Raw genomic sequence first — 26,055 nt, 5'->3', positions numbered from 1 at the left:
TGCTCAAGAAGCTTGTAACGACACGCCCAACCCTGCTCAATAAGGTGAACGTAATCAGGCTTTTCTCCTTCGCTAATAATGTCTTCGACTTTCTCAAAACTAATGCTGCCTTGAGCAGCATTGCTCAATGCCGCTCGTTCTTCATCAGAGAGGGTGATGAAATTACTAAGCTTGTGCAGCAAGGGTTGTATCATTGTTCTCACCGCCTCACTATTGTCAACCATAGCCTTAACAGGATGCTTCACAATTAGCACAGTGTGATGTGACTTGTATATAAGCACTAAGAACTAAGTACTTAGTGCTAGCTATCAGGTGGCTCTTGTAGCATATGTACCAAATTTACTTGGCGTTAGAGTGCACGCTGATTCACTACAAGTATGTTTATCTTCCATCAGCACTAGTTACCAGAAAAGGTAAGACCTCAGTATAAATAAATAAGGTAATCCCCCGGCTTTGCCGGGGGACTACCCGAGGTTTGACCGTGTGATGCGGTCACAGGGAACCTCCAATCTCGGCCAAGAGATAAGATGTTCCCAATGAGAGAGTACCAGAGTCTTTCCCATACGACATGGAAATGCAGGTATCATGTTGTCTTTATACCGAAAAAGCGTAAGAAAATGATTTTCGGAAGGATACGCAAGCACCTTGGTGAGGTGTTCCATGAGCTGGCACGGCAGAAGGAGTGCCAGATCGTGGAGGGCCACCTGATGCGTGACCATGTCCACATGTGCATCAGCATTCCACCAAAGCATTCTGTGTCATACGCTGTTGGCTATATCAAAGGGAAAAGCGCCATTTCGATAGCCAGGAATTTTATGGGTAGAGCGAAAAACTTCACAGGCGAGAGCTTCTGAGCAAGAGGTTATTTCGTTTCGGCAGTCGGGCTTGATGAAGACATGGTCCGTGCCTACATCCGTCACCAAGAAAAATCTGATGAGCATTATGATCAGCTCAGGTTCTTGCCCCTTTGAGGGGCTAACAATATAAAGCCCCGGCTTTGCCGGGGGGGGGTACTTACTTCACCTAATTATATTATATTCATTAGTATATCTATACTATAGTTTATTGATCACATGATAATACCTGAGTGGTATGTATGTTAAACTATAAATATCTGACAAGTCTATTATATATTTCATGTAGAGAGATAGTATTTATCATGCGCATGCCAGGTATTTCTTTAGTTAGCTTGGTTTGTATTATACCTTAAGGTATTAGGCGTGGTAGATTAAAAAAATCCAGATATATGCCACTATATCTATCATGAACTTGAAATACAGTGATTTAATGGATTTGGCCTAGGGAGAAGAGGGTAGGGCAGGGAGAAGGTAAGGAAACCAATTATTCCCCTTTTTTTGAGCTATTGTGAGGCAATTTTGATTTAGTTGAGAGGGTGAATAGGTGATAAAGGGTGCTGTATAAGCAAGTTATGGCCGGACGACAAAGGTGATAGATTTTCTGGCGACTTCAAGAGTCCGTCAAATGGGGTGACCTCCGTGCTCCGTAATGCTTGGGGTCAGTTTTCCATGTGACTTGACAGAGGCTGTGGGTGATGCCTTGGCCTTGCTGTTGAAGTATCGGCACTGCAATGCGCTGGAAATACCAACGGGTGTGCGGGGCAGCCGGCCGACAATCCTTAATTCTGGCACCCTGTGCTGTCACTAAAGGAGGAGTGGGGTCATGGAACGCAGGCTCATGAAAGTGCTATGTATTCGGATTGAGTGGTGTATCCGGTCTTTGACCAACGCATGAACATCCTCTTCTCTCTCCGTATTTTCTGGTTGGCAGTGAAGAAGGAAGAGCGGCCTCAAAGCTGTTGCCGTTTCGCATCTCGTCGAGGGCTCACAAAGGGCTGGAGGAGCATCCGGTCCAGCCGCAGGTCACGCGATTCCCTGAACGCCTCGATGCCGATCGTCATGCCGAGGTGTCCGGCGGCCGGCTGATCTCGGTAAGTACCGAACAGCCGATCCCACCAAGGCAGATTGAAGCCGAAGTTGCTGTCGGTTTCTTGGCGGACAATGGAGTGGTGGACGCGATGCATCTCCGGCGTCACCACGAGCAGGCGCAGCCAGCGGTCGAACTTGGCCGGCAGGCGGACATTGCCGTGGTTGAACATCGAGGTGGCGTTGAGCAGCACTTCGAAAATCAGCACCGCCAGTGCCGGCGCCCCAAGCAAGATCACTACGGCGAGTTTGATCGCCATCGAGATCAGGATCTCCAAAGGATGAAAGCGCAGCCCCGTGGTGACGTCGAACTCCAGATCCGCGTGGTGCATGCGGTGCAGCCGCCACAGCCAGGGGACGGCATGGAAGAGGCGGTGCTGGAAGTAGATGGCCAGGTCCAGCATGACCACCGAGATGACCACTGCCAACCATATCGGGACCGAAACCAGGTTAAAGAGGCCCCAGCCCTGCTCGGCGGCAGCCAGGGCGGCCCCCACGGCGGCCAGCGAGAAGGCCAGACGCACCACCAGGGTGTCGAGAACGACGATCGCCAGGTTGCTGGGCCAGCGTTGGCGGCGATGAATGTGCTGGGGTCGGCGCCTGGCGACGATTTCCCAAAACGCCATCGCCAGCAGCACGAGGGCGAAGACGCCCCCTCGAATGAGCGGCTCATGCGCCAGTAACATCTCGGCCATGGCGGTGCCTCCTATCATGCGACGGGCAGGCCCGCCACTTTCCACTCCGGATAGCCCTCCTCGAAGCGTCGGACGCGGTAGCCGAGCTGCCGCAGGCGCTGTACGGCCTCATGCGAGAGGACGCAATAGGGCCCCCGGCAGTAGGCGACGATCTCCCTGTCCCGGGGCAGCTTGTCCAGCATGTCCTCCAACTGCTCCAGGGGAATGTTGATCGCCTCGGGCAGGTGGCCGGCCTCGAACTCCTCCTCGGGACGCACGTCCAGCAGCGCCACCTTGCCGCTGGCAAGCTCGGCCAGCAGCTCGTCCCGAGTGACCGCCTCCAGGGCTCCATCGGCGTCATCCTCCGCGAACAGCCGACTGACCAGGCGCTCCATCTCGGCCAGGTTGGTTTCGGCCACCTGCCTGAGCAGGCCCAACATCGTGACAATCCGCTCATCGGTCAGGCGGTAGATCATCTGCTTCCCGGAGCGCTGGGCGGTGACGAGACCGGCCCGCCGCAGTTGCTGTAGGTGCTGGGAGGCATTACCGACAGTCAGATCGGCGGTGTAGGCCAGGGTCTCTACCGCAGCGCCGCCCTGAGCCAGGCGCTCCAGCAACGCCAGTCGATGCCCGTTACCCAAGGCGCGGGCGACCTGGGCCAGCACATCGAGCAGATCCTGTTGCGAGGTCATGGGGTCTCTCCGAAGGGCGTCAACAAAACAGCGTGCCACTTGACAGGTGATGATATCTCTATCCATTATTCTATCGTTTTATTGAATGATAACAAGGAGACACCATGAAAACGCTAATCATCATCAACGATCCCCCGTACGGCACCGAACGCCTCTACAACGGCCTGCGACTGGCTCATGCGCTACTGAAGCGCGAGGGGGACGTCTGTGTCTTTCTGATGGGGGACGCCGTATCCGGCGCCAAGACGGGGCAGAAGACGCCAGATGGCTTCTACAACACCGAACGCATGATCAAGCGCGTCACCTCCAAAGGACGGGTGCTGCTGTGTGGCACCTGCATGGATGCCCGGGGCATCACCGAGGAGGAAGTGGTGGAGGGCGCCGAGCGCAGCACCATGGACGCCCTGGCGGAAGCCACCGAGCAGGCGGATAAGGTGCTGGTGTTCTAGTCCCATCCAAATAATCTCAATCCTCACGCCCATGGAGAGCATCGCGATGGAGTCAGCACGCCGGGAAAAGCAGAACGTGGCCATCCTGGTGACCAGCCAGATGCTGTTCATGGTGGCGTCGATCACCGTGATGACGCTGAGTGGGGTGGTCGGTCAACAGCTGAGCCCCGATCCTGGGCTGGCCACGCTGCCCATCGCCATGATGATGCTGGGCACGGTGGTATCAACCTTGCCGGCCTCGCTCTACATGAAGCGCGTGGGTCGTCGACATGGCTTCATCACCGGGGCAAGCCTGGGTGGCGTGGCCGGTGGCCTGCTGAGCTTCGGTGCAATTGCGCTGGGGTCCTTCTGGCTTTTTCTGAGCCGGCAACCTGCTACTGGGGCTCTACCAGGGCTTCGCCATGTATTACCGCTTCGCCGCTGCCGACGTGGCGAGCCCCGCCTTTCGCAGTCGAGCGATCTCCTTCGTCATGGCCGGCGGCGTAGCGGCCGCCTTCCTCTGTCCCTGGAACGCCAGTGCTGGCGCTGACTTGATCGCCGGTGTGCCATCCGGTGGGCCTTATCTGGTCATCGCCATACTCGCCTTGCTGGCCATCAGCCTGCTGATTCAGCTGCGCGTACCGCCCAGCGGCGAGCCACATCCCGGCGAGACGTTCCGCCCCATGGCGACCATCGCTCTCCAGCCGGGATTCCTGGTGGCAGTGCTCGCCGCCGCGGTGGGCTACGCCATCATGGTGCTGCTGGGCATCGGCTGTAACTTCCTGTTTGTGGGCGGCAGCACGCTGCTGTCTTCTAGCCACACTGAGGTCGAGCGGCGATGACAAAGGCTGATCGTCGGCAGCGGCGCCTAGCCGCCCAAGTCGGCCACCGCCAGCAGAAAGGCGCCGCCGTGAAGCCACGCGGGCCAGAAACGATCGGTATGCCGGGCCAGCCAGCCACCCCCATGCAGCCAGAGGGCGGTTCTGATCTCGACCCGAGTAACCGGCAGGCCATGGAACAGGGCAAGGGCCTCGCCCGGTGTCTACCAGCGTGCGCCTCGGTAGGCACCTTGGCCGCAGCCTCTACTCTTTCGCCACCACATAAGGCTTCGCCGGTTCAGGAGGCCGAGTGCAACGCGCCGTCGAGCAACCCTGACCATCTCCCGTACGGCCTGACGCTCATCGTCAACGAAGCACAGCGCGGCGATCGATACCGCCAGGTCAAAACCTTTGTCCTGGAAGGGCAATGCCTGAGCATCGCCGACCAGCCAGTCGATGTCGAGATCCTCCCCTTGTTCGGCAAAAGCCACCCACGCCGGGTCGATGTCGATACCGGACACCGGGCCATCCAGTCGCCTGGTTAAGCCACGGGTAAAATAGCCAGTGCCGCAGCCGACATCCAGCAGGGACTCGCGAGGACCAGGGGCAAGCATGCCCAGAACCAGTTCAAGCTCGCGGCTGCCGATCTATCGACCGCGTGGCGTTTCGTACCATGCGTCGTAGGCCTTTGCATCCATTATGGTAACCCCGTCGAGATCTTGAACCGCGGCGCTCGGGTCGCCGTCGTACCGGGAACGAGTAGGTGCTCCAAGGTTCGACTTTCAACCACCGGGTATCGACACCAGCCGAATCCAGTGCCAGGGAGATAACGATGTCACCATCGAACCCCTCGCATAAACACTATACGCATGGCATCCGCGAGAACCTCTATCAGGTCAGCCATCAACTGGTCCAAGTCTTTCAAGTTGGCATGACCATCGAGATGATGCGTTCCGTGGTTCCGGCGCTGGCCAAGGCGGAGTTCGGCGTCGCCTAGGGCTCCTTTATGATGCTGACGGCCTTCGTGGTCGCCTTCGGCTTCGTCAAGGGCATCCTCACCTTCGTGTCCGGGCGGCTCGCTGAGCGCATCGGGCGCAAGAAGGTCCTGATGATTGGCTGACTATCGGCTATACCGATTGCGCTGCTCGCCCCTTCATGGAGCTGGATCATCGCGACCACCGTGCTGCTGGACATTAACCTATGCCTGTTGAAGCACTTGCACGGTACCGATCACCTGGATAGACGAGCGCTACACCCCGGACAAGAACTTCGAGCATTTCAACGGTAATACGGCGACCTTCATCCCGGAAAAGACTGGCGATAGATAACTCGTCTACTAAGTCGAGAACAAAGAACTCGCTGGTAGGCAATGCTATGTTCTTCGCTGCCATAGAGGATGGCGGCAACCGTATTCTCAGCTGCGCCTGGATGATCGATTCGGATGAGCCTTCCCAGTTCGAAATACGCAAAGCGAAGAAGGATCCCTGGAACGGCGAGTTTTTTCACCTCATTCGGCCCCGATACCCCTGGGAGGACGCTCGGCGCCTCGGCTTCATCTGCGGTGGTGGTGCGGCCTGGTACTCAAAGACGCACTCCGAGGGCGACAGGGTCTGGGTCCATATTCCCAAGACCGGCCTTGTGGGCGTCGATGAGGTAACGGGCGAGCGGTGCCGCGCAGAGTGGTACCGCTTCGAGATGCTGGAAGGCCACAGGACGCTAATGGACATGGAGCTGATCGAAGGTTACTCGCAGCTTGATCCGGGATAAGGACGATGACGAGGCCGAATACCTTGTGCCGGTACGCTGGCTGCATACCGTTAGCTGCAAGGAGGCGTTCAGCGAAGTGGGCCTGTTCGGTAACCAGAAAACCGTGTGCAAGCCCACCACGCCCAAGTGGTCTCACACCGTCAGCCGCCTCAAGCAAGCTTGGCGAATTGACGACGTAGGTCGCTGATCTACACCCATCCAGTCCAGATGCTGGTTCCTGGGCCTACTTTCTCCCCGTTGCGGCTACTTTGTCGTTCCGGGCTTCATCATTCAGGATCGCGAAGGCCGGCGCTACTCAAGCGAGCCCGAATGCTTTACACTACCAATCGACAAAGAGGGCGCCCCGCGAGGCGCCTTTTCTGTGCGCGCAACGCCTGTTTAGGGCAGATAGTTTTGATAATCCGTTGAGCGGATCGCAAGACAGCCGCTCGGTGTTACCCGTAAGCGGCTGTCATATATGATCTTTTTGGTCGGAGCGACAGGATTCGAACCTGCGACCTTTGCAACCCCATTGCAACGCGCTACCAAGCTGCGCCACGCTCCGATGCCGCTTCGATAGTAAGTGATCAGGGTCGACTCTCCCTCGAAGACGAGGCGTATACTAGCGTGTTCTCGACAAAATGGAAAGTCCCATTTGCACTTTTGTATCAATTGGTTGGCTGGTCATCTCAAGGCACTGGGCTGGCAGTGGTCAAGGGGGTTACCTTGTTCAAGGGTTGATTCGCAAGATATGTTCAGAAATGAACTGAGGATAAGAGCATGCCGTTAATCATGGGGATGAGCATGCTGTTGGCATGCCAGTTTCTAGGTGAGCTAATGTCACGTGGGTGGGGCCTACCAGTGCCGGGCCCGGTTATCGGCATGGTGATTCTGCTAGTGGCCTTGCTGGTTATTGGCAACGTGCCGGGGAGTTTGCGTTTGGCAGGTGAGGGTCTGCTTCGCTACTTGACCCTCCTGTTCGTGCCTGCAGGCGTCGGCTTGATAGCGCACTTCGAGCTGATCGGGAATGATCTCTGGCCCATCGTCGTCACGTTGGTGGTTTCCACCGCCGTGACGCTTGCCTTGACGGGAAGGTTGCTCGAGCACCTCAATCGAGGTCGCAAGCGGAGAGTGGAACGATGAATATTGCGGCCCTTGATCAACTTTGGGTCTACCTTTCCGGCAATCCATTGCTGTCATTATTGATGACCCTAGTAGCCTTCGCCGTGGCGGTGCGCATCAATCGCGCCTTGGGGGGAAGTTCGCTTTTTCATCCGGTTACGCTTTCCGTGTCGATGTTGATCGGTTTGCTATTACTGGTAGATATGGACTACGCCACGTATTTTGAAGGTGCCCAGTTCATCCATTTTCTTCTGGGGCCGGCAACCGTGGCGTTGGCGATACCTCTCTATGACCATCGTGATAAGGTCCGCCAATTGCTATGGCCGTTGCTGCTCGCCTGCGTGGTGGGTATTGTCACTGCGGTGGGGTCGACGCTAGGGCTGGCGGCGCTCATGGGGGCAAGGCCCGAAACGCTTCTCTCTCTCGCGCCTCGTTCGGTGACTTCACCCATCGCCATGGGCGTCGCCGAGCAGATTGGCGGTATTCCGTCCCTAGCCGCAGGGCTGGTATTGTTGACGGGATCGATTGGCTGTGTCGTTGCGCCGTGGATCTTTCGTGTCCTCCGGGTACAGGACCCGGCAGTACAGGGATTCACTCTTGGACTTGCGGCTCATGGCTTCGGTACGGCACATGCCTTTGCACGCATCGGTGCAGTAGCTGGCGCGTTTTCCGGCTTGGCGATGGGGCTGACGGGCCTGCTTACGGCTTTCATTCTGCCCCTGCTCGTTCGCCTGGCGGGTATAGGCTGAGGGGGGCTTTGCGTAGTCGGAAGCAGCATGAGCAAGACTCGAATCTTCAGATTTCTTCCCAGATCCTCTTGCGGAAATCATGAGAAAGCGTTGTTGCTTTTTCCATTCTCTCCATGTGGGCGTCGGAAGCATGTTTAAGCAGCTTCTGGTAGCACCGGTGCATCTCAGCTGGGGTGTTGGGCGCTTCTTCTCCCTGGAAACAGCTTGCCAGCTTTAGACTGTTTTCTGCCATGGCAGCAAGAAACTCTGCTTCGAACTGCATAGCCTGTGTCAGACTTTCCATCCAGGCTAGCTGCATGCGAGCGAGCGGGTTAGCATTCTGCGCCCACTGTTCTTGCCACCACTCAAACGGCTGAGCAGGGGAGATGGGGGGATACTTAGCGTCGCTGGGTCGAGCGTTGCTCATGGCTGGACTCCTTTGCTTACCTCGTCTGTTCGACTGGAAGTGATCGAAATGCGTGATCTACACCGATATTGTAGTTGACAAGTCGCCGTCGAGTGGTGCGCAAGGGATGAATTTACGTTCTCCTGACCTCGATCAAGAAGGTCGTGCAGAGATCGAGAACTAGAGGCAGGCGATGGCTTCGACTAAAGCCTCAAGCACATCAGGCCAAGAGAGGGGAATTCTGGCATGTGGAGTGTGATAAAATCGGTTTTGGCAGCTTTTTTCGGCGTTCAGCGTGAACAGCAGCGGCGCGAAGATTTTGAGAACGGTAGGCCCGTCAGCTTCATCGTCGTTGGCATTGCCATGGCCATGTTATTGGTGGCCTTGGTAGCGCTGGTGGCTACACTGGCCGCAAGGTGAAAGCCCCAGAGCGTTGATATGCGCGTTTAGGGTTCGGTATGGTGATGGGCCAACTCGCTGGTAACGCCCCGTATGCTCGACAAAAAATCGATTAGTGTTAATGTGCTACAGCATATGTTCTGCATGGTTCCGGCGCTGGTTGATCGTTACGCCTCGTGTGCTTGCGCCCCGATAACATACTGAATTCATTCATAGACGAAAATAGTCATTGAGGAGGCGCCGATGCGCACGTTGCTCGAGAGGGTGGCAGCAGGTCTAACGCTAGCCCTGATCTCCCCCTTGGTCCTGGCCAATGGTTGGAACATGCCCATCGGGGTGACCGGTCTCAGTCGCGAGATCCACTCGTTGCACATGACCATCTTCTGGATCTGCGTGGCAATTGGTGTAGTGGTTTTCGGGGTGATGTTCTATTCCCTTTTCCGCTACCGTCGCTCCAAGGGGGCCAAGGCAGCCAATTTTCATGAGCATACGGGCGTGGAAGTGCTCTGGACAGCGGTCCCTCTATTGATTCTTGTCGCCATGGCCGTTCCGGCCACCGCTACTCTCAAGAACATGTACGACGTCTCTGAGGCGGAAATCGATGTCATGGTTACCGGGCAGCAGTGGCGCTGGCGTTATGAATATTTGGGCGAGGACATCGCCTTCACATCCAATATGAGCACGCCGCGCGAGCAAATCAGTGGTGAAGCTGAGAAGACGGAGAATTATCTTCTGGAAGTCGACGAGCCTCTTGTGCTGCCTGTTGATACCAAGGTACGTCTCCTGTTGACGGCTGATGATGTCATTCACTCGTGGTGGGTGCCGGAGTTGGCAGTAAAGCAGGACGCCATTCCTGGGTTCGTTAACGAGAATTGGGTGCGCATCGACGAACCTGGCATCTATCGGGGGCAGTGCACCGAGCTTTGCGGCATGGACCATGGCTTCATGCCTGTTGTCGTTGAGGCGATGGAAAAGGACGATTACGAAAGCTGGCTGGCTGAGCGAAAGGAAGCTGCCGAGCAGGAGTCAATGGGGATTGATCGCGAGTGGGAGCTTGACGAACTGATGGAGCGCGGCGAGAAGGTCTACGGAAGTATCTGTGCGTCCTGCCACCAGGTCGATGGCTCGGGAAGTCCGCCTGCGTTCCCGGCATTGGCAGGGAATACCGAAATGCTCGACGACGTGGAATGGCACATCGATACGATCGTCAACGGGGTGTCGGGCTCCGCCATGCCAGCCTTCCGCAGTACATTGAATCCGGTGGAAATTGCCGCGGTGGTCACCTACGAGCGTAATGCCTGGGGCAATGAAGCTGGCGATACCGTTCAACCGTCGGAAATCGTCGAAATGCTGGAAGAATGACAGCTGACGACCTTTCCGTTTCTCTATTGCGATGATAACCAAGGAGATTTCCGATGGCTTTTCATTTTCCCAAGTCGAACCCAGAGCAAAGCACGACCACGGCCGATGCCGGGCTAGCCGATTCACCTCACCATGAGCGCCCTAGAGGGCTTATGCGATGGGTGCTGACGACCAGTCATAAGGAGATCGGCAGTCTATACCTGCTCTTCTCGCTTGCGATGTTCTTTATTGGCGGCATCTTTGCCTTGGTGGTGCGTGCAGAGCTCTTCCAGCCAGGCCTCCAACTGGTCGAACCCGAGTTTTTCAACCAGATGACCACCATGCACGGCCTGATCATGGTGTTCGGTGCCGTGATGCCAGCCTTCGTGGGACTGGCCAACTGGATGGTACCGCTACAGATCGGGGCGCCGGATATGGCCTTGCCCCGCCTCAACAACTTCAGCTTCTGGTTGTTGCCGGTGGCGTTCACGCTCCTGCTGTCGACGTTATTCATGCCTGGCGGGGCCCCGGACTTCGGTTGGACGTTCTATGCGCCGCTTTCCACTACCTATGCACCGCCGTCCACGACCTTCTTCATCCTCTCCCTGCACCTCGCCGGGATAAGCTCCATTCTCGGCGCGATCAACATCATTGCTACGATCCTGAACCTGCGTGCTCCCGGCATGCGCATGATGGATATGCCACTGTTCGTATGGACCTGGCTCATCACCGCGTTCCTGTTGATCGCCGTCATGCCGGTTCTGGCCGGTGTCATCACCATGATGCTGATGGATATCAATTTCGGCACCAGTTTCTTCAATGCGGCTGGCGGTGGTGACCCGGTGCTCTTCCAGCATCTCTTCTGGTTCTTTGGACATCCGGAAGTCTATATCCTGATTCTGCCTGCTTTCGGGATCGTCTCTGCCATTATCCCGACGTTCGCCCGCAAGCCCCTGTTCGGTTATGCCTCGATGGTGTATGCCACGGCTTCCATCGCCATCCTGTCCTTCCTGGTCTGGGCACACCACATGTTCGTGGTGGGTCTGCCGTTGGTCGCCGAGCTGTTTTTCATGTACACTACCATGCTGATCGCCGTGCCTACTGGGGTGAAGGTGTTCAACTGGATCACGACGCTGTTCCGCGGCTCGATTACCTTCGAGCCTCCGATGCTCTTCGCCTTGGCATTCGTGGTGCTCTTCACCATCGGTGGCTTCTCTGGCTTGATGCTGGCGATCGCCCCCGCTGACTTCCAGTATCACGACACTTACTTCGTGGTCGCTCACTTCCATTATGTGCTGGTGCCGGGTGCGGTGTTCGCCATCATGGCAGCTGTCTATTACTGGCTTCCCAAGTGGACAGGCCATTACCCTCACGAGCGCTTGTCCCAGGTTCACTTCTGGCTCTCCGTGATCGGGGTTAATCTCACCTTCTTCCCGATGCACTTTTCTGGATTGGCAGGTATGCCGCGTCGCATTCCCGACTATGCGCTGCAGTTTGCTGACTTCAACATGGTGTCAAGTCTCGGTGCGCTGTTGTACGGCGCTTCCCAGCTCGTCTTCGTGCTGGTGGTTATCAAGTGTGTGCGCGGTGGCAAGAAGGCTCCAGCCAAAGCTTGGGAAGGGGCAGAGGATCTCGAGTGGAGCGTGCCTAGTCCGGCCCCGCTCCATACGTTCGAGACGCCACCTACTTTCGAGCGTCCTGCGCACTGAGCGCCAGCAAGAATCAATCGAGGAAAATTAATGACGCAGCCGAACCGCGACGAACACGGTGCCAACAAGGGAGTGCGACGCACCGTGGTTCGTACGGTGGCGGCTCTGGCCGGCATGTTTGCCTTCGCTTTCGCGTTGGTGCCCCTCTATGACGTATTCTGCGAGATAACAGGCATCAATGGAAAGACAAACGGCAGTGCGCAGGCGGTCATCCATGAGGAGGTGGACGAGTCGCGCATGATTACCGTCCAGTTCATTACGCGTGGCAGCTCTGGTCTGCCCTGGGAGCTTGACGTCGAGTCTCGGCAAGTCCGAGTTCATCCCGGGCAGACCAACGAAGTGAATTTCACCTTCCATAACCGCAGCGACAACAGTAACTGGGGTAGGGCAGTGCCCAGCGTGTCTCCTTCGAGTGCCTCACTCCACCTGCGCAAGGTAACCTGCTTCTGTTTTGAGGAGCAGCAATTGCAGCCAGGCGAGCGAATTGAGGCACCGCTGGTATTCCAGCTGACCCGCGATCTTCCGCCCGAGATCAAGACCGTAACCCTTGTATATACCCTATATCCGGTCGCCAATAAAAATGAGCCACTTCAGGCACAGGTGACTGCTGGCAAAGGAGATGAGGCATGAGTGGTGGCAGCTATTACGTTCCCGAGTCGAGTAAATGGCCAATCTTGGGGTCATTGGCTCTTGGCGTCATGATGCTGGGCACAGGGGTCATGCTGGTATATGGATCTGCTGGTATGCCAGTGATGCTGATTGGTTTGGTCGGCATATTGGCTGTTATGGGGCTTTGGTTCAGGGATGTGATCCATGAATCACGTGGCGGGCTATACGACGATCAGATGGATCGCTCTTTTCGTTGGGGGATGGCGTGGTTCATCTTTTCGGAGGTGATGTTCTTTGCCGCTTTCTTTGGGGCGCTTTTCTATGTGCGCACCTTCGCACTCCCCTGGCTTGATGGCGAGGGAGCCAAGGGCGTGGCCTCATTGCTCTGGCCCGACTTTACCGCCAGCTGGCCATTGTTGAACCCGCCGGATTCGTCAATTGCTGGTCCAACCGATACCTTCAGTCCTTGGCACTTGCCGCTTGTCAATACACTGATTCTGGTGAGTTCCAGCATCACCCTGACGGTTGCCCACGAAGCCCTCAAGGAAGGATTTCGCGAAACGGCTCGCAACTGGCTGGCCGGCACCGTGCTGCTGGGCCTCTGCTTCATCACCATCCAGGGGGTGGAGTACTACGAGGCTTATGCGCACTACGGGATTACCCTCGAGGCGGGTATCTATGGGGCCACCTTCTTCATGTTGACGGGCTTCCATGGTCTACACGTCATCATCGGCACCATTATCCTGGCGGTCATGCTGGTGCGTGTCTTACAGGGCCACTTCACCGGTGAAGATCATTTTGGCTTCGAAGCGGCCGCCTGGTACTGGCATTTCGTCGATGTGGTGTGGATAGGACTATTCCTGTTCGTTTACGTTTTCTAAGAATTGTTGTGGAAGGGGGTAGGCCTAGCCGCCAAGCTTTCCGATGTAAAAACCGTAGAAGAGTAGCGCCAGAAGAGTCGATGCCAGGCTGACCCTAAACTTCAAGGATATCAACAGGCGCCTTGAGTTCCCTTGGTCCCGGATGAGGAAGCCGGCGCCAGCTGCGAGGCTGGCCACCATGGCGGTGAAAACGAGGGCAATCAGGATCTTTAGCAGCATGAAAAACTCCGTAACAGGGGCTGATGGGAAGCAGGCACGTGCCCGGCACCGACGGATATGGCTCTGGTGGTCCTTGTGGACATTGATTGTGTTGCTCGGATTGTGTCTGGGACTATGGCAGTGGGAGCGAGCCGAGGACAAGCGCAATTTCCTGACTGCGCTTGAAGCGGCTCCTCTTATTCAAGAGCCGTCGTCAACGCCACCCGAGGGCGCCACGCTGACTCTTTCTGGTGAGTATCAGGCAAATCATACGTTGTTCCTGGATAACCGCACGCTCGAGGGACGCCTCGGCGTTGCCGTATTAACGCCGCTGCTTGATGAGCAGGGTCAGCACTGGCTAGTGCAGCGTGGTTTTATGGCGACTGACATGGGACGTGGTACGCCGGAAGTGGCGACGCCTGCTGGCAAGGTCACCTTGAGAGGGCAGTGGCAGGCCAAAAACGAAGGGGCTCCCTTGTTTGGGCCCAACCAAGAAGGTTTACGATTGCAACGTATTACATTGGATGCCTGGGACCAAGAGTTCGACTTTTCAGGCTGGCTGCATCTCGAGGAAGGCCCGGGTATGCTTGATGCTTGGTGGACACCCAATGTGATGCCACCCAGCCGCCATTTGGGGTATGCCTTTCAGTGGTGGTCACTGACGCTTGCTGCATTTATAGCCATGTTGATAGGCGGTTTGCGCCTGACACGAGACGCTTCTCGACAGCCTCTTCCCAAACCTGACGAGTAACCTCGCTGATGACCCCCGATCGTGCTTTACGTCATTCCCAAATGAAACTTCTGGCCTTGATTACCGTTTTTGCGCTACCCATGTTGACGGCCTGGGTCATGGTGACTTGGCGGGTAGGCATTCCCGAGCAGCGTACCGCCCACGGCGAACTCTCTCCGCAAGTGCCATTGCTCGCCGATTGGCCGCTGGAAGAATTACCCTCGTCTTTTCAAACCAACGACTGGATACTCGCATTCGATTGTGACACCCAATGCGATGCTCAGGCTGATCAGTGGTGGCGACTCCATCGCGCTCTTGGTCGTGAGGCAGATCGTATCAGCCGCCTGCGCATCGGCGGACAGGCTGCAGAAGCCTTGCCAGGTGAAACTCTGGTTCAATGGTCCGAGGTGCCGGAATGGCGCTCTCCTTCCAAGCTATGGATATTGGACCCCCAAGGAATGGTCGCGGTTTCCTATACTGCAGGGGTAGAAGCCGCCGACGTACTGGATGATCTGCAACAGTTGCTGGACATGAACCCACAACCTCCCGGTATTGATGACGCCGAGGTGGCCAATCGATGAAAGCAAGGCAGGTGGAAAACGCGATGACGAGTTCATGGCAGCAACGCCGCCTTGCCTTGTTGGCCGCCCTGAGTCTGATCGGGGTGTTTTTTACCGTGACAGTGGTGCTGGTGGGTGCCTGGACACGGTTGGTTGACGCCGGGCTGGGATGCCCCGACTGGCCGGGTTGTTATGGTGAACTGGTCGTGCCGGATGCCGAGCGTGCGCTGATCCATAGCCCCGATGCGCCCCTAGAAAATTTCAAGGCCTGGGTCGAGATGACACACCGTTATCTGGCCTCTTCCTTGGGGCTGCTGGTGATTGCCTTATTGTTACTCGGTGCTCGGTTGCGCGGTGTTGCCGGCTATCCGTGGTGCGTTAGCCTCGCCCTTCTGGGCATGATTCTGATTCAGGGCGCCTTTGGTGCCTTCACCGTAACGCTCAAGCTCTGGCCACAAGTGGTGACCCTCCATCTCTTGGGTGGATTATCGGTGATGTTGCTGTTCTTGTGGTTGCACTTGAGGTTGCGCCGATTAGCGAGGGGCGAGCAGCCGATGGTGAGGCCTCGCCGACTAAGCCCTCTTTGGGTAGCGGCAGTGCTGTTGCTGTTTTTGCAATTGGCTCTCGGCGGGTGGGTGTCAAGCAACTACGCGGGCATTGCCTGTCAGGGCTTTCCCGCCTGTAACGGCCAATGGTGGCCGGATACCGATTGGAGCGAAGGTTTTCATCTGACACAAACCGTCGGGCCGAGCTATCTTCATGGACAGTTGCACGCCGAAGCTCGTACCGCAATCCAGATTGGACATCGAGTGGGTGCAGGCGTGTTGGGACTTGCGTTATTGATCCTCGCTTGGCGTCACTGGCAGGAACCTCGTTTGCGTCCCTGGCTTGGTGCCATGCTGGGAGGTTACGCTATGCAGTTTTTCCTCGGTGTCGCCAATGTTTTGCTTTGGTTGCCCTTGTGGTTGGCCTTGGCCCATACCGCGGGAGCGGTGTTATTGGTCATTCTGATGACGCTAGCGGTATGGCATTGGCGGCAGCCGGTAAGAGAACCGAACAGACATTTACAGGCCGAGAAGGAGTGGGTGCATGCCTAACGCGATGGTCGAGCGCGCCGAGTCGATTGAAGACGTTCAATGGAATTGGCGTGACCTGCTGACTTTATGCAAGCCACGAGTGGTCGTGGTCATGCTGGCCTGTGCGTTGGTGGGTATGGCCCTTGCCACCCCATCATTGCCATCGCTGTCAATTGTCGTTTTCGGTCTGCTGGGTATCGGTCTGGCCGCTGGGGGGGCCGCAGCCTTCAATCATGTGGTGGACCGACGTCTGGATGCTTTGATGCTCAGGACATCACGTCGTCCGCTTGCCTCTCAGCGGATGCCGACGTCTGTCGCTTTGGGATGGGCAACATTGCTTTCGGTCGCCGGTATTGCAGTCCTGACATGGCAGGTCAACGTTCTGACTGCCTGGCTGACGCTAGGCTCGCTGATTGGCTATGCCCTCATTTACACAGCTTTTTTGAAACGGGCCACGCCACAGAATATCGTCATTGGCGGCGTCGCCGGAGCAGCCCCTCCGTTGTTGGGCTGGACGGCGGTAACCGGTCAGCTTGGTCCGGAACCCTTATTGCTGCTGTTGATCGTCTTCGCCTGGACACCACCGCATTTCTGGGCCTTGGCAATTCACAAGCGCGATGAATATGCCCGTGCTGGTGTCCCCATGTTGCCGGTAACTCATGGAGATGCTTTCACGCGTCTTCAGGTTTGGCTCTATGGCTGGTTAACTGTGGCAGTGACGCTGATGCCCTTTGTCATTGGCATGAGCGGTGCCATTTATCTAGTGGGCGTGATGGCCCTGAACCTGCGTTTTATGTTCTGGAACTGGAAAGTCTGGCGTGGGCGAGACCTGGAGGCTCCTTTGGCCGCGTTCTGGTTCTCTATTCGCTATATTCTTGGCGTCTTTGGCGTATTGCTTCTTGACCACTATGCGATTCTCTGGGTCGCTTGATCGTTCTTCCTTTACACACTGGTTAACAACCGATATTGACAGGCACCCTGGCGTCCTGCCTGCGATTTACCCAGCAGGCTTTGAGGACGTGAAGCTCCATGATGTATAGTGTTTGTATAACTCAAGGTTTTCACGGAGACGCCCATGTCAACGAACCTCAGTCTTGCGCTTCTTGGCTTGGCCCTAATGCTTGTCATCGGGCTATCGGTCTACGCTTATACCTTACGGCGGGAGGTGCGGCGGCGTAGAGAGTTTCGCCAGGAGGAAGATCAGCGCGCTCGCCAGAATTGCCTGGATAATCTCGAGATAGTGGCTTCGGCGCTAGCACAGGGACAAGTTGATGTCACTGAAGGTTCTTGGCGGTGCAAGGTGTTGCTGGAGATTCTCGATCCCGAACTCATGGAGCGGCCAGTCTTCAGGGCTTTTGGAGAGGTCCATGAGCGAACGCGGCACCTGCATACTCATTCTGCACGTGAGGCCTTGAATGCCCAGGAGCGCCTCAAGGAAGATCGTCAACGGATTGCTGTTGAAGATGAAATGCGCGAGCCGGTACTCGCTGCAGCCATTGCTGTGCTAGAATTGCATCGTCGTTGGCCCGAAAGCCGATATTGATCGTTTCAGGCTATAAATCTCGATTGCATGTTGGGCCAATCTGACCCATGCTGTTCACAGCCGTAGATGACTGATTTTCGGGCAGTGCCCGTTTGCGGTGCGGCGCATGGTTAGGCCATTCAAGTTACGCTTCTTGACATGGCCGGTAAGGAATCAAGGTTTATTAGGTGACTGATTACAGTCGACCAATAAGACACTCCGTATGACATTATCGATAAGCTAGTGGCTTGTCTTGTCATCACTGGGTTAAGGGAGTTTTACATGAAGAAATCAACAACTGGTTTGTTGCTCGGTTCCGCCTTGGTGGTGGGTCTCTCTGGCTGTGCCAGCTCGGCGTCCCAATCTGCTTCCGGTGCATCCGATCGCGCGTGGTATCAGCAGCCAGTCGTCTGTGGTCTCGCGGGTGGCTTAATCGGTGGAAGTATTGGTTATGCTACCAGCAGCGAGTCTGACGAAGAGTCCGGTGTTGCTGTTGGCGGTGCATCCGGTGCAGCTATCGGTGCCTTGATGTGCGCGGACCGTACGCCTGAGCCGCAGCCGGAGCCCGAGCCGATGCCGGAGCCCGAGCCGGAACCCGAGTTTGAGCCGGTGGTTCTCGAAAGTGACGTGACCTTCCCGTTCGACTCGGCTGAGCTGCGTACCGCTGCCGAGAGTGAGTTGAACCAAGTCGCGCGCGCACTTCGCCAAAGCCCCGAAGTACGTGTAGTGATTGCGGGTCATACCGATTCCATTGGCACCGCTGAATACAACCGTGATCTATCGCAGCGTCGTGCCGAGTCCGTGGCTACCTACCTGCAGTCTCGGGGTATTGACGGTAACCGCATGCGTACCATCGGTTATGGTGAAGATCGTCCGGTCGCCACCAACGATACGGATGCTGGTCGTTCGCAGAACCGTCGTGTAGAAATCAACAGCCAGTAATTGGTCAGATTTCTTGCGATATCGCCGGGCCATTTCCCGGTTGTCAGGGGCGCCTTCGGGCGCCCCTGATTTGTTTTAATTGCAATTGACAATTGTAGTAACTGAGGTAATGCCACCTTGGTTATAGCGAAGGCAGCCGCGTTCCGCGTAGCGTGTCATGTCGCTTTACTGTAAAATATCCTCCTACTGCTAACGATGCCAAAACAGTTCACCTGCCCTTGCGAGGTGTGGGTTTTTGCGTCCGCGGCGTTTTCTTCGTTCATCGCGACACGTGGTCTCTCGTATGGGCCACCACTGTGCTCAAGGACTTTTTCATGCCTATCGTGACCCTGCCGGACGGCAGCCAGAAAATTTTCGACGAGCCTCCAACCGTCATGCAAGTGGCGGAAAGCATTGGTCATGGTCTTGCCAAGGCCTGTGTTGCTGGAAAAATCGATGGCGTGCTGGTGGATGCCGTCGATAGGGTGGACCACGACGCCAAGGTGGCAATCATTACCGCCCGTGATCCAGAAGGGCTGGCGATCATTCGTCACTCTTGCGCCCACTTGGTCGGCCATGCCGTCAAGCAGCTTTACCCTGAGGCCAAGATGGCCATTGGTCCGGTGATCGACGAGGGCTTTTATTACGACATTGACTTTGGCCATTCAGTGACGCCGGAAGATCTCGACGTCATTGAGACGCGGATGAAAGCGCTGATCGATCATGACTACAGCGTGGTACGCGAATATGTAGGCCGCGACCAGGCCCTGCAGACGTTTCTCGAACGAGACGAACCCTACAAGCAGGAAATCGTGCGTGAAATTCCCGAGGGGGAGACCATCCGTCTCTACCATCATGAGGAATATACGGACATGTGCCGTGGACCCCACGTGCCGAATACACGCCACCTCAAGATATTCAAGCTGACTAAGCTGGCAGGAGCCTACTGGCGAGGTGACGCCGAGCGACCGATGCTCACGCGTATCTACGGTACTGCCTGGGGGGACAAGAAGCAGCTCAATGCGTACCTTAAGCGTCTCGAGGAAGCCGAGAAACGGGACCATCGCAAGTTGGCCAAGAAGATGGACCTGTTTCATCTGCAGGAAGAGGCCCCAGGGATGGTGTTCTGGCATCCCAATGGCTGGACGATCTATCAGGCGCTTGAGCAGTACATGCGCCGTGTGCAGATCGAGAATGGCTACCAGGAAATCAAGACCCCACAAGTAGTTGATCTGTCGCTATGGAAGAAGTCCGGCCACTGGGGGCACTACAGTGACCTGATGTTCACTACTGAGTCCGAAAAGCGCGAATACGCCATCAAACCCATGAACTGCCCCTGCCATGTACAGGTATTCAATCAAGGGCTCAAGAGTTACCGCGACCTGCCGTTGCGTCTGGCCGAATTTGGTAGCTGCCACCGCAACGAGCCATCTGGTTCCCTGCATGGGTTGATGCGAGTTCGAGGTTTTACCCAGGATGATGCCCATATCTTTTGCACCGAAGAGCAGATCCAGTCCGAGGCAGAGTCTTTCATTGCCTTGACGCTAAGGGTCTACCAGGAACTTGGCTTTGAGGATGTGGAACTCAAGCTCTCGACCCGCCCAGAGGGCTTCATGGGTGAGCCGGGTCTGTGGGATAGCGCCGAGTCCGGCCTCGAGGCCGCGCTCAACGCCACGGGGCTAGAGTGGGAGCTGCAGCCGGGAGAGGGGGCGTTCTATGGCCCCAAGATCGAGTTTGCCTTGCGGGACTGTCTCAATCGCGTCTGGCAATGTGGTACCCTGCAGCTCGATTTTAATCTGCCGGGACGTCTTGGTGCCCAGTTCGTTGATGAGGACGGTGCGCGCAAGACGCCAGTAATGCTGCATCGCGCTATCCTGGGGTCTTTTGAGCGCTTCCTGGGCATTCTGATCGAGCATTATGCTGGCGCCATGCCGTTGTGGCTGGCACCCCAGCAGGTAGCAGTGTTGACGATCACCGATTCCCAGCGCGATTATGCCGCGAAACTGGAGCGGCGATTGCAGAAAAGCGGTCTTCGCGTCAAGGCGGACTTGAGGAACGAGAAGATCGGCTTTAAAATCCGCGAACATACGTTGCAGAAGGTCCCCTACCTGCTGGTGGTGGGAGATAGAGAAGTCGAGTCCGATTCGGTAGCCGTGCGCACGCGCAGCGGAGAGAATCTTGGTACCATGGCAGTCGATGCCTTCGCCGACTTGATTCAGGCCGAACGGCGATAGCGACATCTTCCCAGGCTATAGTGGAGACGGAACCATCAAGAGAAGCAATCCAAGAGGGCGTGTTCAGGATAAGCGCCCACCAATGAATGAGCGGATTACCGAAGATCAGGTTCGCCTGATTGACAGCGACGGCGAACAGATGGGCATTGTGCCCACCACTGAAGCGCTGGAGCGTGCCGAGACGGCCGGTATGGACCTCGTCCAGATTTCCAATGCCGATCCGATCGTCTGCAAGATCATGGATTACGGCAAGTTCGTCTTCGAGCAGAAGAAGCAGAAAGCGGCTCAGAAGAAGAAGACCAAGCAGATCCAGGTAAAGGAAGTGAAATTCCGGCCTGGCACCGACGAGGGTGACTATCAGGTCAAGATGAAGAACCTGACACGGTTCCTCGAAGGTGGCGACAAGGGCAAAGTGACATTGCGTTTCCGTGGGCGTGAAATGGCCCACCAGGACATCGGTCGTAAGCTGATGGAGCGAATCGCTGCCGATCTCGAGGAGATTGGTACCGTGGAGTCCTTCCCGAAAATGGAAGGTCGTCAGATGATCATGATCATTGCCCCGAAGAAGAAGTGATTCGACGGCCCGTCCAACGGACAGAAGGCTACCTAGACTTTTGTCGGCCCCGAATTTTCTAAAAAACCTCGAGCGGAGTTAACCCTCATGCCGAAAATCAAGAGCAATAGTGGCGCTGCCAAGCGCTTCAAGAAGACGGCCAATGGCTTCAAGCACAAGCAGTCATTTCGCAGCCACATTCTGACCAAGAAATCCACCAAGCGTAAGCGTCAGCTGCGTGGGATGAAACAGATCCACGACGCCGACAAGCAGCTCGTTCAGCGCATGCTGCCCAACCTCTGAACCTTGGTAGGTTTCATTAACGTCAGGAGATTGCTATGACTCGTGTCAAGCGTGGCGTCGTTGCTCGCCGCCGTCACAAGAAGATTCTCAAGCAGGCCAAGGGGTACTATGGTGCCCGTTCGCGCGTCTTTCGTGTCGCCAAGCAGGCGGTTATCAAGGCCGGTCAATATGCCTATCGCGACCGTCGTCAGCGTAAGCGCCAGTTCCGCGCCCTCTGGATCCAGCGTATCAATGCCGGTGCGCGTCAGCACGGCATCTCTTACAGCCGTTTCGTCGGTGGCCTGAAGAAGGCCGGCATCGAAATCGACCGTAAGGTGTTGGCCGACCTGGCCGTAAACGAGAAGGCGGCTTTTGCGGCTATTGTCGAGAAGGCCAAGGCTGCCCAGTAAGTGGCATCGACCGCAACCTTGAATCGGTATTGCCCGATGGGTTGCTGACGTCGCAGGGGAAGAGCCGCCGCTCTTCCCCTTTTTTATGTAATCCCTTACGTCTGCATATTCTGCGAGATCACCGAATTCGGAGCGAAATGGATGGATCACCTTCCCACTCTGGTTACCGAGGCTCGTCAGGCCATCCAAGCTGCCGATAGCATCTCGGCGCTGGACGCGTTGCGTGTCCGCTATCTCGGCAAGAAGGGCGAGATTACTGCCCTGCTCAAGGGCCTGGGAAAGTTGCCGGCCGCGGAACGCCCGGTGGCCGGTGAGCGTATCAACGAGGCCAAGCAGGCCCTGAGCCAGGAGATCGAGGAGCGACGCCGTGCCCTTGAAAAGGCAGACCTGCAAGCTCGTCTGGCGGCCGAACGGCTTGATGTAACCCTGCCGGGGCGGGGACAGGCCAGCGGTGGCCTGCATCCAGTCACGCTGACACTCGAGCGCATCGAGAGGCTCTTCACCCGTATCGGCTTCGACGTGGCGGTAGGGCCTGAGATTGAGGACGATTACCACAACTTCGAAGCGCTTAATATCCCGGCACATCATCCGGCGCGAGGCATGGCCGACACCTTTTATTTCGACGCCACTCGACTGCTGCGGACGCATACCTCGCCGGTCCAGGTGCGCACCATGAAAGAGAGTGAACCGCCAATCCGCATCGTCTGTCCGGGGCGCGTCTATCGAAGTGATTCCGATCTTACCCACACCCCGATGTTCCATCAGGTGGAAGGCCTGTTGGTCGACGAAGACGTGAGCTTTGCCGATTTGAAAGGCACCATCGAGGATTTCCTGCACGCCTTCTTTGAGCGTGGCGATCTCTCGGTGCGTTTCCGTCCCTCCTACTTCCCGTTCACCGAGCCGTCCGCCGAGGTCGATATCCAGTGCGTGATTTGTGCCGGCGACGGTTGCCGGGTCTGCTCGCACAGCGGCTGGCTGGAAGTTATGGGCTGCGGCATGGTGCATCCCGAAGTGTTTCGCCATTCGGGCATCGACGCCGAGCGCTACACCGGCTTCGCCTTCGGTATGGGAGCCGAGCGCCTGGCCATGTTGCGCTATGGCGTCAATGACCTGCGGTTGTTTTTCGACAACGACCTGCGCTTCCTGCGCCAGTTCGCCTGATCGCCCACCGGACAAGCAGAACACAGGATTTGCCATGAAATTTTCCGAACAATGGCTGCGCGACTGGATTTCGCCCGCCCTTGCCACACAGGCCCTGGCCGATCAGCTCACCATGGCGGGTCTGGAAGTCGATGCGATAGCGCCGGTGGCAGCCGCCTTCGGTGGTGTGGTGGTGGCTGAGGTGGTCGGCAAGGAGCCGCATCCGGACGCCGACAAGCTCAACGTCTGCCGGGTTGACGATGGCAGCAGCGAGCTGGTCCAGGTGGTATGCGGTGCGCCCAACGTCGCCGTGGGCCAGAAAGTGCCCTTCGCCCGAGTCGGTGCAGTACTACCCGGGGATTTCACGATCAAGCAGGCCGAGCTGCGAGGTGTCGAATCACGCGGGATGATTTGCTCGGCGTCTGAACTGGGACTTGAGGAGGAAACCTCTTTAGGCATCCTCGAGCTTCCGGCCAGCGCCTCGGTGGGCGAGAGCTTCCGAGACTTCATGGGCCTCGATGACCACACCATTGAAGTGGATCTTACCCCTAACCGAGGCGACTGCTTGAGCCTCAAGGGCATGGCCCGCGAGGTCGGTGTTCTCAACCGGCTGCCGGTCGCAGGGCCTGATATCCCCCCGGTGCCCAGCACCCATGATCACGGTTTTCCTGTCAAGGTCGAGGATGGCGAGCGGTGCCCGCGCTATGTCGGCCGATTGATCAAGGGTGTCGATATCACCGCCGAAACACCGCTCTGGATGGTGGAAAGGCTACGGCGAAGCGGGGTTCGTAGCATCGATCCGGTGGTCGATGTCACTAACTACGTGATGCTCGAAATCGGCCAACCCTTGCATGCTTTCGACCTTGCCAACCTGCACGGTGCGGTAATCGTTCGGCTTGCTCGCGAGGGCGAGCAACTGGTGTTGCTCGACGGTCAGGATATCGCCCTCGACGCTGACACGCTGGTCATTGCCGACGAGCGGGGTCCCTTGGCGATCGCTGGCGTGATGGGGGGGGATCACTCGGGAGTGAATGCCCAGACGCGCGATATCTTTCTCGAGGCTGCGTTCTTTTCACCATTGGCCGTTGCCGGCCAGGCGCGTCGGTACGGTCTGCACACTGACGCCTCGCATCGCTTTGAGCGTGGTGTCGACGCCGAACTCCCCTGCGATGCCATCGAGCGAGCCACGGCGCTCTTGCTTATGATCACCGGCGGTGAGCCCGGGCCTCTGGTGGTCGTCGAAGATGCCGATCACTTGCCCTCGGCGCGCACGGCGACACTGCGTGAGAAGCGCCTTGCGCAAGCCTTGGGCAAGTCCTTGCCTGAGGACGAGGTCACCGAGATACTTGAGCGCCTGGGCATGACGCTGGACAGGCATTCAGGGGAGTGGTCGGTTCGAGTCCCCAGCTGGCGTTTCGATATCGCCATCGAGGAAGACTTGATCGAGGAAGTGGCACGCATCCATGGCTATAATCGCTTACCGGTTCGCCGTCCTGAAGCTCGCCTGGCCTTGCGTGCCGATCACGAAGCCCGGACACCCTTGACTCGGCTGCGTCGGCAGTTGGTTGCGCGTGGCTATCAGGAAGCCATCACGTATAGCTTTGTGGCGCCGGAACTGCAGCGCGCCATGTTCCCTGAGGCGATAGCGCCGGTATTGGCGAATCCCATCTCCAGCGACCTATCGGTCATGCGCGTGAGCCTCTTTCCCGGTCTGGTGCGGGCCATGCAGCATAACCTGAATCGCCAGCAGTCGCGGGTACGACTCTTCGAGACGGGGCTGGTATTCCGCGGCCCACTGGATGCTCTGCATCAGATCCCGATGTTAGGAGCACTGGTCTGCGGGTCACGCGACCCTGAAGGTTGGGCCGGCGATAAGCGACAGGCTGATTTCTTCGACATCAAAGGCGATCTGGAAAGCCTGTTGGCGCTCGGCGAGGTCGATGCCTGGCGCTTCGAGCCGGCTGAACACCCAGCGCTACATCCGGGTCAATGTGCCAGGATACTCCATCGAGGTGAGGAAGCAGGCTGGATCGGTACGCTACATCCGGCGGTTCGGGCCTCTCTGGGGCTAAAGGTAGATACGCTGCTCTTCGAGGTCCGGCTCGATGCCTTGACGCTGGGCCGGGTGCCGGCCTTTACCCCTTTGTCGCGTCACCCCGAAGTACGTCGTGATCTGGCTTTTCTTGTCAATGCGGATCTCCCTGTGCAGGTGCTGCTCGATACCATTAGGCGCCAGGCGGGCGAATGGTTGTCGGAGTCTCGTCTGTTCGATGTATATCAAGGCCAAGGGGTGCCCGAGGGGCGCAAGAGCGTTGCCTTGGGCTTGACCTGGCAGCATCCTTCGCGCACGCTGAATGATGAAGAAATCAATCAGTTGGTTGATGCCATCGTCACCGAGTCTCGACAGCACCTGGGTGCCGAGTTGCGTGGATAACGTCGAGTCGTATCATTTTGAGAACTCCGATGGTATCAGCCAGAGAGGCAGACCCCACCATGAGGAAGTGAACATGGGTGCGTTGACCAAGGCGGAACTGGCCGAACATCTGCACGCCGAACTTGGCTTTTCCAAGCGTGAGGCTAAGTCCATGGTGGAGGCCTTCTTCGAGGAGATTCGCGCCTGCTTACGCGAGAATGAGCAGGTCAAGCTATCGGGGTTCGGTAACTTCGATCTCCGTGACAAGCGCGAGAGGCCGGGTCGCAATCCCAAGACTGGCGAGGAGATCCCCATCTCGGCGCGACGCGTGGTGACCTTCCGGCCCGGGCAGAAACTCAAGAGTCAGGTCGATAATTACCAGGGCGAAGCTCGTTGAAAGGATCTTCCGTCGAGTCCTCTCGATGACAACACTCTTTATAAGATTACCTGATTACGTATATGGCTCAGCCAGCTTCAGGAGCCGGTAAGGCATCGGCGGTGTTTTCGCCGCCACCGTCAG

30 protein-coding genes, 1 tRNA gene and 2 pseudogenes are annotated in these 26,055 nt (G+C 57.0%); 26 read left to right on the top strand and 7 right to left on the bottom strand.

The annotated features are described in order from the left end of the window. Positions 1-194 (bottom strand): annotated as a pseudogene (locus tag KG088_RS18500) (Crp/Fnr family transcriptional regulator); the annotation flags it as partial. Between the two features lie 342 nt (positions 195-536). Here KG088_RS18500 and tnpA point away from each other — a divergent pair. After that, a pseudogene (gene tnpA / locus KG088_RS18495) lies at positions 537-971 on the top strand (IS200/IS605 family transposase). A gap of 836 nt (positions 972-1,807) precedes the next feature. Here the strand turns inward: tnpA and KG088_RS18490 are convergent. Next, positions 1,808-2,638, bottom strand: coding sequence for a sterol desaturase family protein (locus tag KG088_RS18490; protein ID WP_213827955.1), 831 nt, complete (start codon positions 2,636-2,638; stop codon positions 1,808-1,810). Between the two features lie 14 nt (positions 2,639-2,652). Then, positions 2,653-3,309: an ArsR/SmtB family transcription factor gene (locus KG088_RS18485; protein WP_213827953.1), complete on the bottom strand. Its 657-nt coding sequence runs from the start codon at positions 3,307-3,309 to the stop codon at positions 2,653-2,655. Between the two features lie 104 nt (positions 3,310-3,413). Here KG088_RS18485 and KG088_RS18480 point away from each other — a divergent pair, with 104 nt between their 5' ends. Further along, on the top strand, positions 3,414-3,758 hold the full coding sequence (locus KG088_RS18480; RefSeq protein WP_213827951.1) for a DsrE/DsrF/TusD sulfur relay family protein: 345 nt from the start codon (positions 3,414-3,416) through the stop codon (positions 3,756-3,758). 46 nt (positions 3,759-3,804) lie between these two features. Beyond that, positions 3,805-4,287, top strand: a complete 483-nt coding sequence (locus KG088_RS18475) for an MFS transporter (protein ID WP_250148373.1) — start codon at positions 3,805-3,807, stop codon at positions 4,285-4,287. Between the two features lie 492 nt (positions 4,288-4,779). Here the strand turns inward: KG088_RS18475 and KG088_RS18470 are convergent, their stop codons facing one another. Beyond that, positions 4,780-5,175: a class I SAM-dependent methyltransferase gene (locus KG088_RS18470; protein ID WP_264759076.1), complete on the bottom strand. Its 396-nt coding sequence runs from the start codon at positions 5,173-5,175 to the stop codon at positions 4,780-4,782. Positions 5,176-5,387: 212 nt separating this feature from the next. Here KG088_RS18470 and KG088_RS18465 point away from each other — a divergent pair, with 212 nt between their 5' ends. The 3 genes from KG088_RS18465 (at position 5,388) to KG088_RS18455 (ending at position 6,509) form a co-directional block, all read left to right on the top strand. After that, positions 5,388-5,552 (top strand): hypothetical protein, encoded by a 165-nt coding sequence (locus KG088_RS18465; RefSeq protein ID WP_213827949.1) that lies wholly within the window; start codon positions 5,388-5,390, stop codon positions 5,550-5,552. 377 nt (positions 5,553-5,929) lie between these two features. Next, positions 5,930-6,322: a hypothetical protein gene (locus KG088_RS18460; RefSeq protein WP_213827948.1), complete on the top strand. Its 393-nt coding sequence runs from the start codon at positions 5,930-5,932 to the stop codon at positions 6,320-6,322. Continuing rightward, positions 6,309-6,509, top strand: a complete 201-nt coding sequence (locus KG088_RS18455) for a hypothetical protein (protein ID WP_213827947.1) — start codon at positions 6,309-6,311, stop codon at positions 6,507-6,509. Before KG088_RS18460 ends, KG088_RS18455 begins: the two co-directional genes overlap by 14 nt. A gap of 280 nt (positions 6,510-6,789) precedes the next feature. Here KG088_RS18455 and KG088_RS18450 read toward each other — a convergent pair. After that, positions 6,790-6,866 (bottom strand) — tRNA-Pro (locus tag KG088_RS18450). A gap of 215 nt (positions 6,867-7,081) precedes the next feature. Here KG088_RS18450 and KG088_RS18445 point away from each other — a divergent pair. Next, complete coding sequence (locus KG088_RS18445) at positions 7,082-7,444, top strand: CidA/LrgA family protein (RefSeq protein ID WP_213827945.1); 363 nt, start codon at positions 7,082-7,084, stop codon at positions 7,442-7,444. Beyond that, complete coding sequence (locus KG088_RS18440) at positions 7,441-8,172, top strand: LrgB family protein (RefSeq protein ID WP_213827943.1); 732 nt, start codon at positions 7,441-7,443, stop codon at positions 8,170-8,172. Before KG088_RS18445 ends, KG088_RS18440 begins: the two co-directional genes overlap by 4 nt. A 46-nt stretch (positions 8,173-8,218) precedes the next feature. On the opposite strand, the gene KG088_RS18435 is transcribed toward KG088_RS18440, so the two are convergent. Then, positions 8,219-8,578, bottom strand: coding sequence for a hypothetical protein (locus tag KG088_RS18435; RefSeq protein WP_213827941.1), 360 nt, complete (start codon positions 8,576-8,578; stop codon positions 8,219-8,221). Positions 8,579-8,803: 225 nt separating this feature from the next. On the opposite strand from KG088_RS18435, the gene KG088_RS18430 reads away from it, so the two are divergent. The 5 genes from KG088_RS18430 to KG088_RS18410 all read left to right on the top strand — a co-directional run bounded on the left by KG088_RS18430 (position 8,804) and on the right by KG088_RS18410 (position 13,496). Then, positions 8,804-8,977: a DUF2970 domain-containing protein gene (locus KG088_RS18430; RefSeq protein ID WP_213827939.1), complete on the top strand. Its 174-nt coding sequence runs from the start codon at positions 8,804-8,806 to the stop codon at positions 8,975-8,977. Positions 8,978-9,199: 222 nt separating this feature from the next. Further along, a complete protein-coding gene (gene coxB, locus KG088_RS18425; RefSeq protein WP_213827938.1) occupies positions 9,200-10,318 on the top strand; it encodes a cytochrome c oxidase subunit II in 1,119 nt (372 codons plus the stop codon). Between the two features lie 53 nt (positions 10,319-10,371). Continuing rightward, positions 10,372-12,006, top strand: a complete 1,635-nt coding sequence (gene ctaD, locus KG088_RS18420; protein ID WP_213827937.1) for a cytochrome c oxidase subunit I — start codon at positions 10,372-10,374, stop codon at positions 12,004-12,006. A gap of 30 nt (positions 12,007-12,036) precedes the next feature. Beyond that, complete coding sequence (locus KG088_RS18415) at positions 12,037-12,636, top strand: cytochrome c oxidase assembly protein (RefSeq protein WP_213827936.1); 600 nt, start codon at positions 12,037-12,039, stop codon at positions 12,634-12,636. After that, entirely contained in the window at positions 12,633-13,496 is an 864-nt protein-coding gene (locus KG088_RS18410) for a cytochrome c oxidase subunit 3 (protein WP_213827935.1), read from the top strand. The genes KG088_RS18415 and KG088_RS18410 overlap by 4 nt, the downstream gene beginning before the upstream one ends. A gap of 24 nt (positions 13,497-13,520) precedes the next feature. Here KG088_RS18410 and KG088_RS18405 read toward each other — a convergent pair whose 3' ends face one another. After that, entirely contained in the window at positions 13,521-13,715 is a 195-nt protein-coding gene (locus KG088_RS18405) for a DUF2909 family protein (RefSeq protein ID WP_213827934.1), read from the bottom strand. Between KG088_RS18405 and KG088_RS18400 the strand changes: the two genes are divergently transcribed. From KG088_RS18400 to KG088_RS18340, 13 genes are all read left to right on the top strand, one after another. Then, positions 13,714-14,445, top strand: coding sequence for an SURF1 family protein (locus KG088_RS18400; RefSeq protein ID WP_213827933.1), 732 nt, complete (start codon positions 13,714-13,716; stop codon positions 14,443-14,445). The two genes, KG088_RS18405 and KG088_RS18400, sit on opposite strands and share 2 nt — an antisense overlap. An 8-nt stretch (positions 14,446-14,453) precedes the next feature. Then, positions 14,454-15,005 carry a hypothetical protein gene (locus KG088_RS18395; RefSeq protein ID WP_213827932.1) on the top strand — a complete coding sequence of 184 codons (552 nt, stop codon included), beginning with the start codon at positions 14,454-14,456 and terminating at the stop codon, positions 15,003-15,005. A 23-nt stretch (positions 15,006-15,028) separates the two neighbouring features. After that, positions 15,029-16,081, top strand: a complete 1,053-nt coding sequence (locus KG088_RS18390; RefSeq protein WP_213827930.1) for a COX15/CtaA family protein — start codon at positions 15,029-15,031, stop codon at positions 16,079-16,081. Then, complete coding sequence (cyoE, locus tag KG088_RS18385; protein WP_213827928.1) at positions 16,074-16,991, top strand: heme o synthase; 918 nt, start codon at positions 16,074-16,076, stop codon at positions 16,989-16,991. Before KG088_RS18390 ends, cyoE begins: the two co-directional genes overlap by 8 nt. A gap of 144 nt (positions 16,992-17,135) precedes the next feature. Next, positions 17,136-17,603 (top strand): DUF2489 domain-containing protein, encoded by a 468-nt coding sequence (locus KG088_RS18380; protein WP_213827926.1) that lies wholly within the window; start codon positions 17,136-17,138, stop codon positions 17,601-17,603. Positions 17,604-17,864: 261 nt separating this feature from the next. Beyond that, complete coding sequence (locus KG088_RS18375) at positions 17,865-18,524, top strand: OmpA family protein (RefSeq protein ID WP_213827924.1); 660 nt, start codon at positions 17,865-17,867, stop codon at positions 18,522-18,524. Positions 18,525-18,838: 314 nt separating this feature from the next. Further along, positions 18,839-20,737, top strand: coding sequence for a threonine--tRNA ligase (thrS, locus tag KG088_RS18370; protein ID WP_213827922.1), 1,899 nt, complete (start codon positions 18,839-18,841; stop codon positions 20,735-20,737). 4 nt (positions 20,738-20,741) lie between these two features. Further along, the gene (infC, locus tag KG088_RS18365) at positions 20,742-21,311 is read left to right on the top strand and encodes a translation initiation factor IF-3 (RefSeq protein WP_455027016.1); all 570 of its coding nucleotides are present in this window, start codon (positions 20,742-20,744) and stop codon (positions 21,309-21,311) included. Positions 21,312-21,398: 87 nt separating this feature from the next. Beyond that, a complete protein-coding gene (gene rpmI, locus KG088_RS18360; RefSeq protein WP_016854829.1) occupies positions 21,399-21,593 on the top strand; it encodes a 50S ribosomal protein L35 in 195 nt (64 codons plus the stop codon). Positions 21,594-21,628: 35 nt separating this feature from the next. Further along, positions 21,629-21,982 carry a 50S ribosomal protein L20 gene (rplT, locus tag KG088_RS18355; RefSeq protein WP_213827920.1) on the top strand — a complete coding sequence of 118 codons (354 nt, stop codon included), beginning with the start codon at positions 21,629-21,631 and terminating at the stop codon, positions 21,980-21,982. 141 nt (positions 21,983-22,123) lie between these two features. Further along, positions 22,124-23,143, top strand: a complete 1,020-nt coding sequence (gene pheS, locus KG088_RS18350; RefSeq protein WP_213827918.1) for a phenylalanine--tRNA ligase subunit alpha — start codon at positions 22,124-22,126, stop codon at positions 23,141-23,143. Positions 23,144-23,177: 34 nt separating this feature from the next. Continuing rightward, positions 23,178-25,556, top strand: coding sequence for a phenylalanine--tRNA ligase subunit beta (pheT, locus tag KG088_RS18345; RefSeq protein ID WP_213827916.1), 2,379 nt, complete (start codon positions 23,178-23,180; stop codon positions 25,554-25,556). After that, on the top strand, positions 25,477-25,932 hold the full coding sequence (locus KG088_RS18340; RefSeq protein WP_319941481.1) for an integration host factor subunit alpha: 456 nt from the start codon (positions 25,477-25,479) through the stop codon (positions 25,930-25,932). Before pheT ends, KG088_RS18340 begins: the two co-directional genes overlap by 80 nt. Positions 25,933-26,055 lie beyond the last annotated feature (123 nt).

This window comes from Halomonas jincaotanensis (assembly GCF_018448785.1).
GTDB classification, from domain to species: domain Bacteria; phylum Pseudomonadota; class Gammaproteobacteria; order Pseudomonadales; family Halomonadaceae; genus Halomonas; species Halomonas jincaotanensis.
Note: the sequence above shows the minus strand (reverse complement) of the source record. Positions and strands in the feature narration are given on the sequence as shown.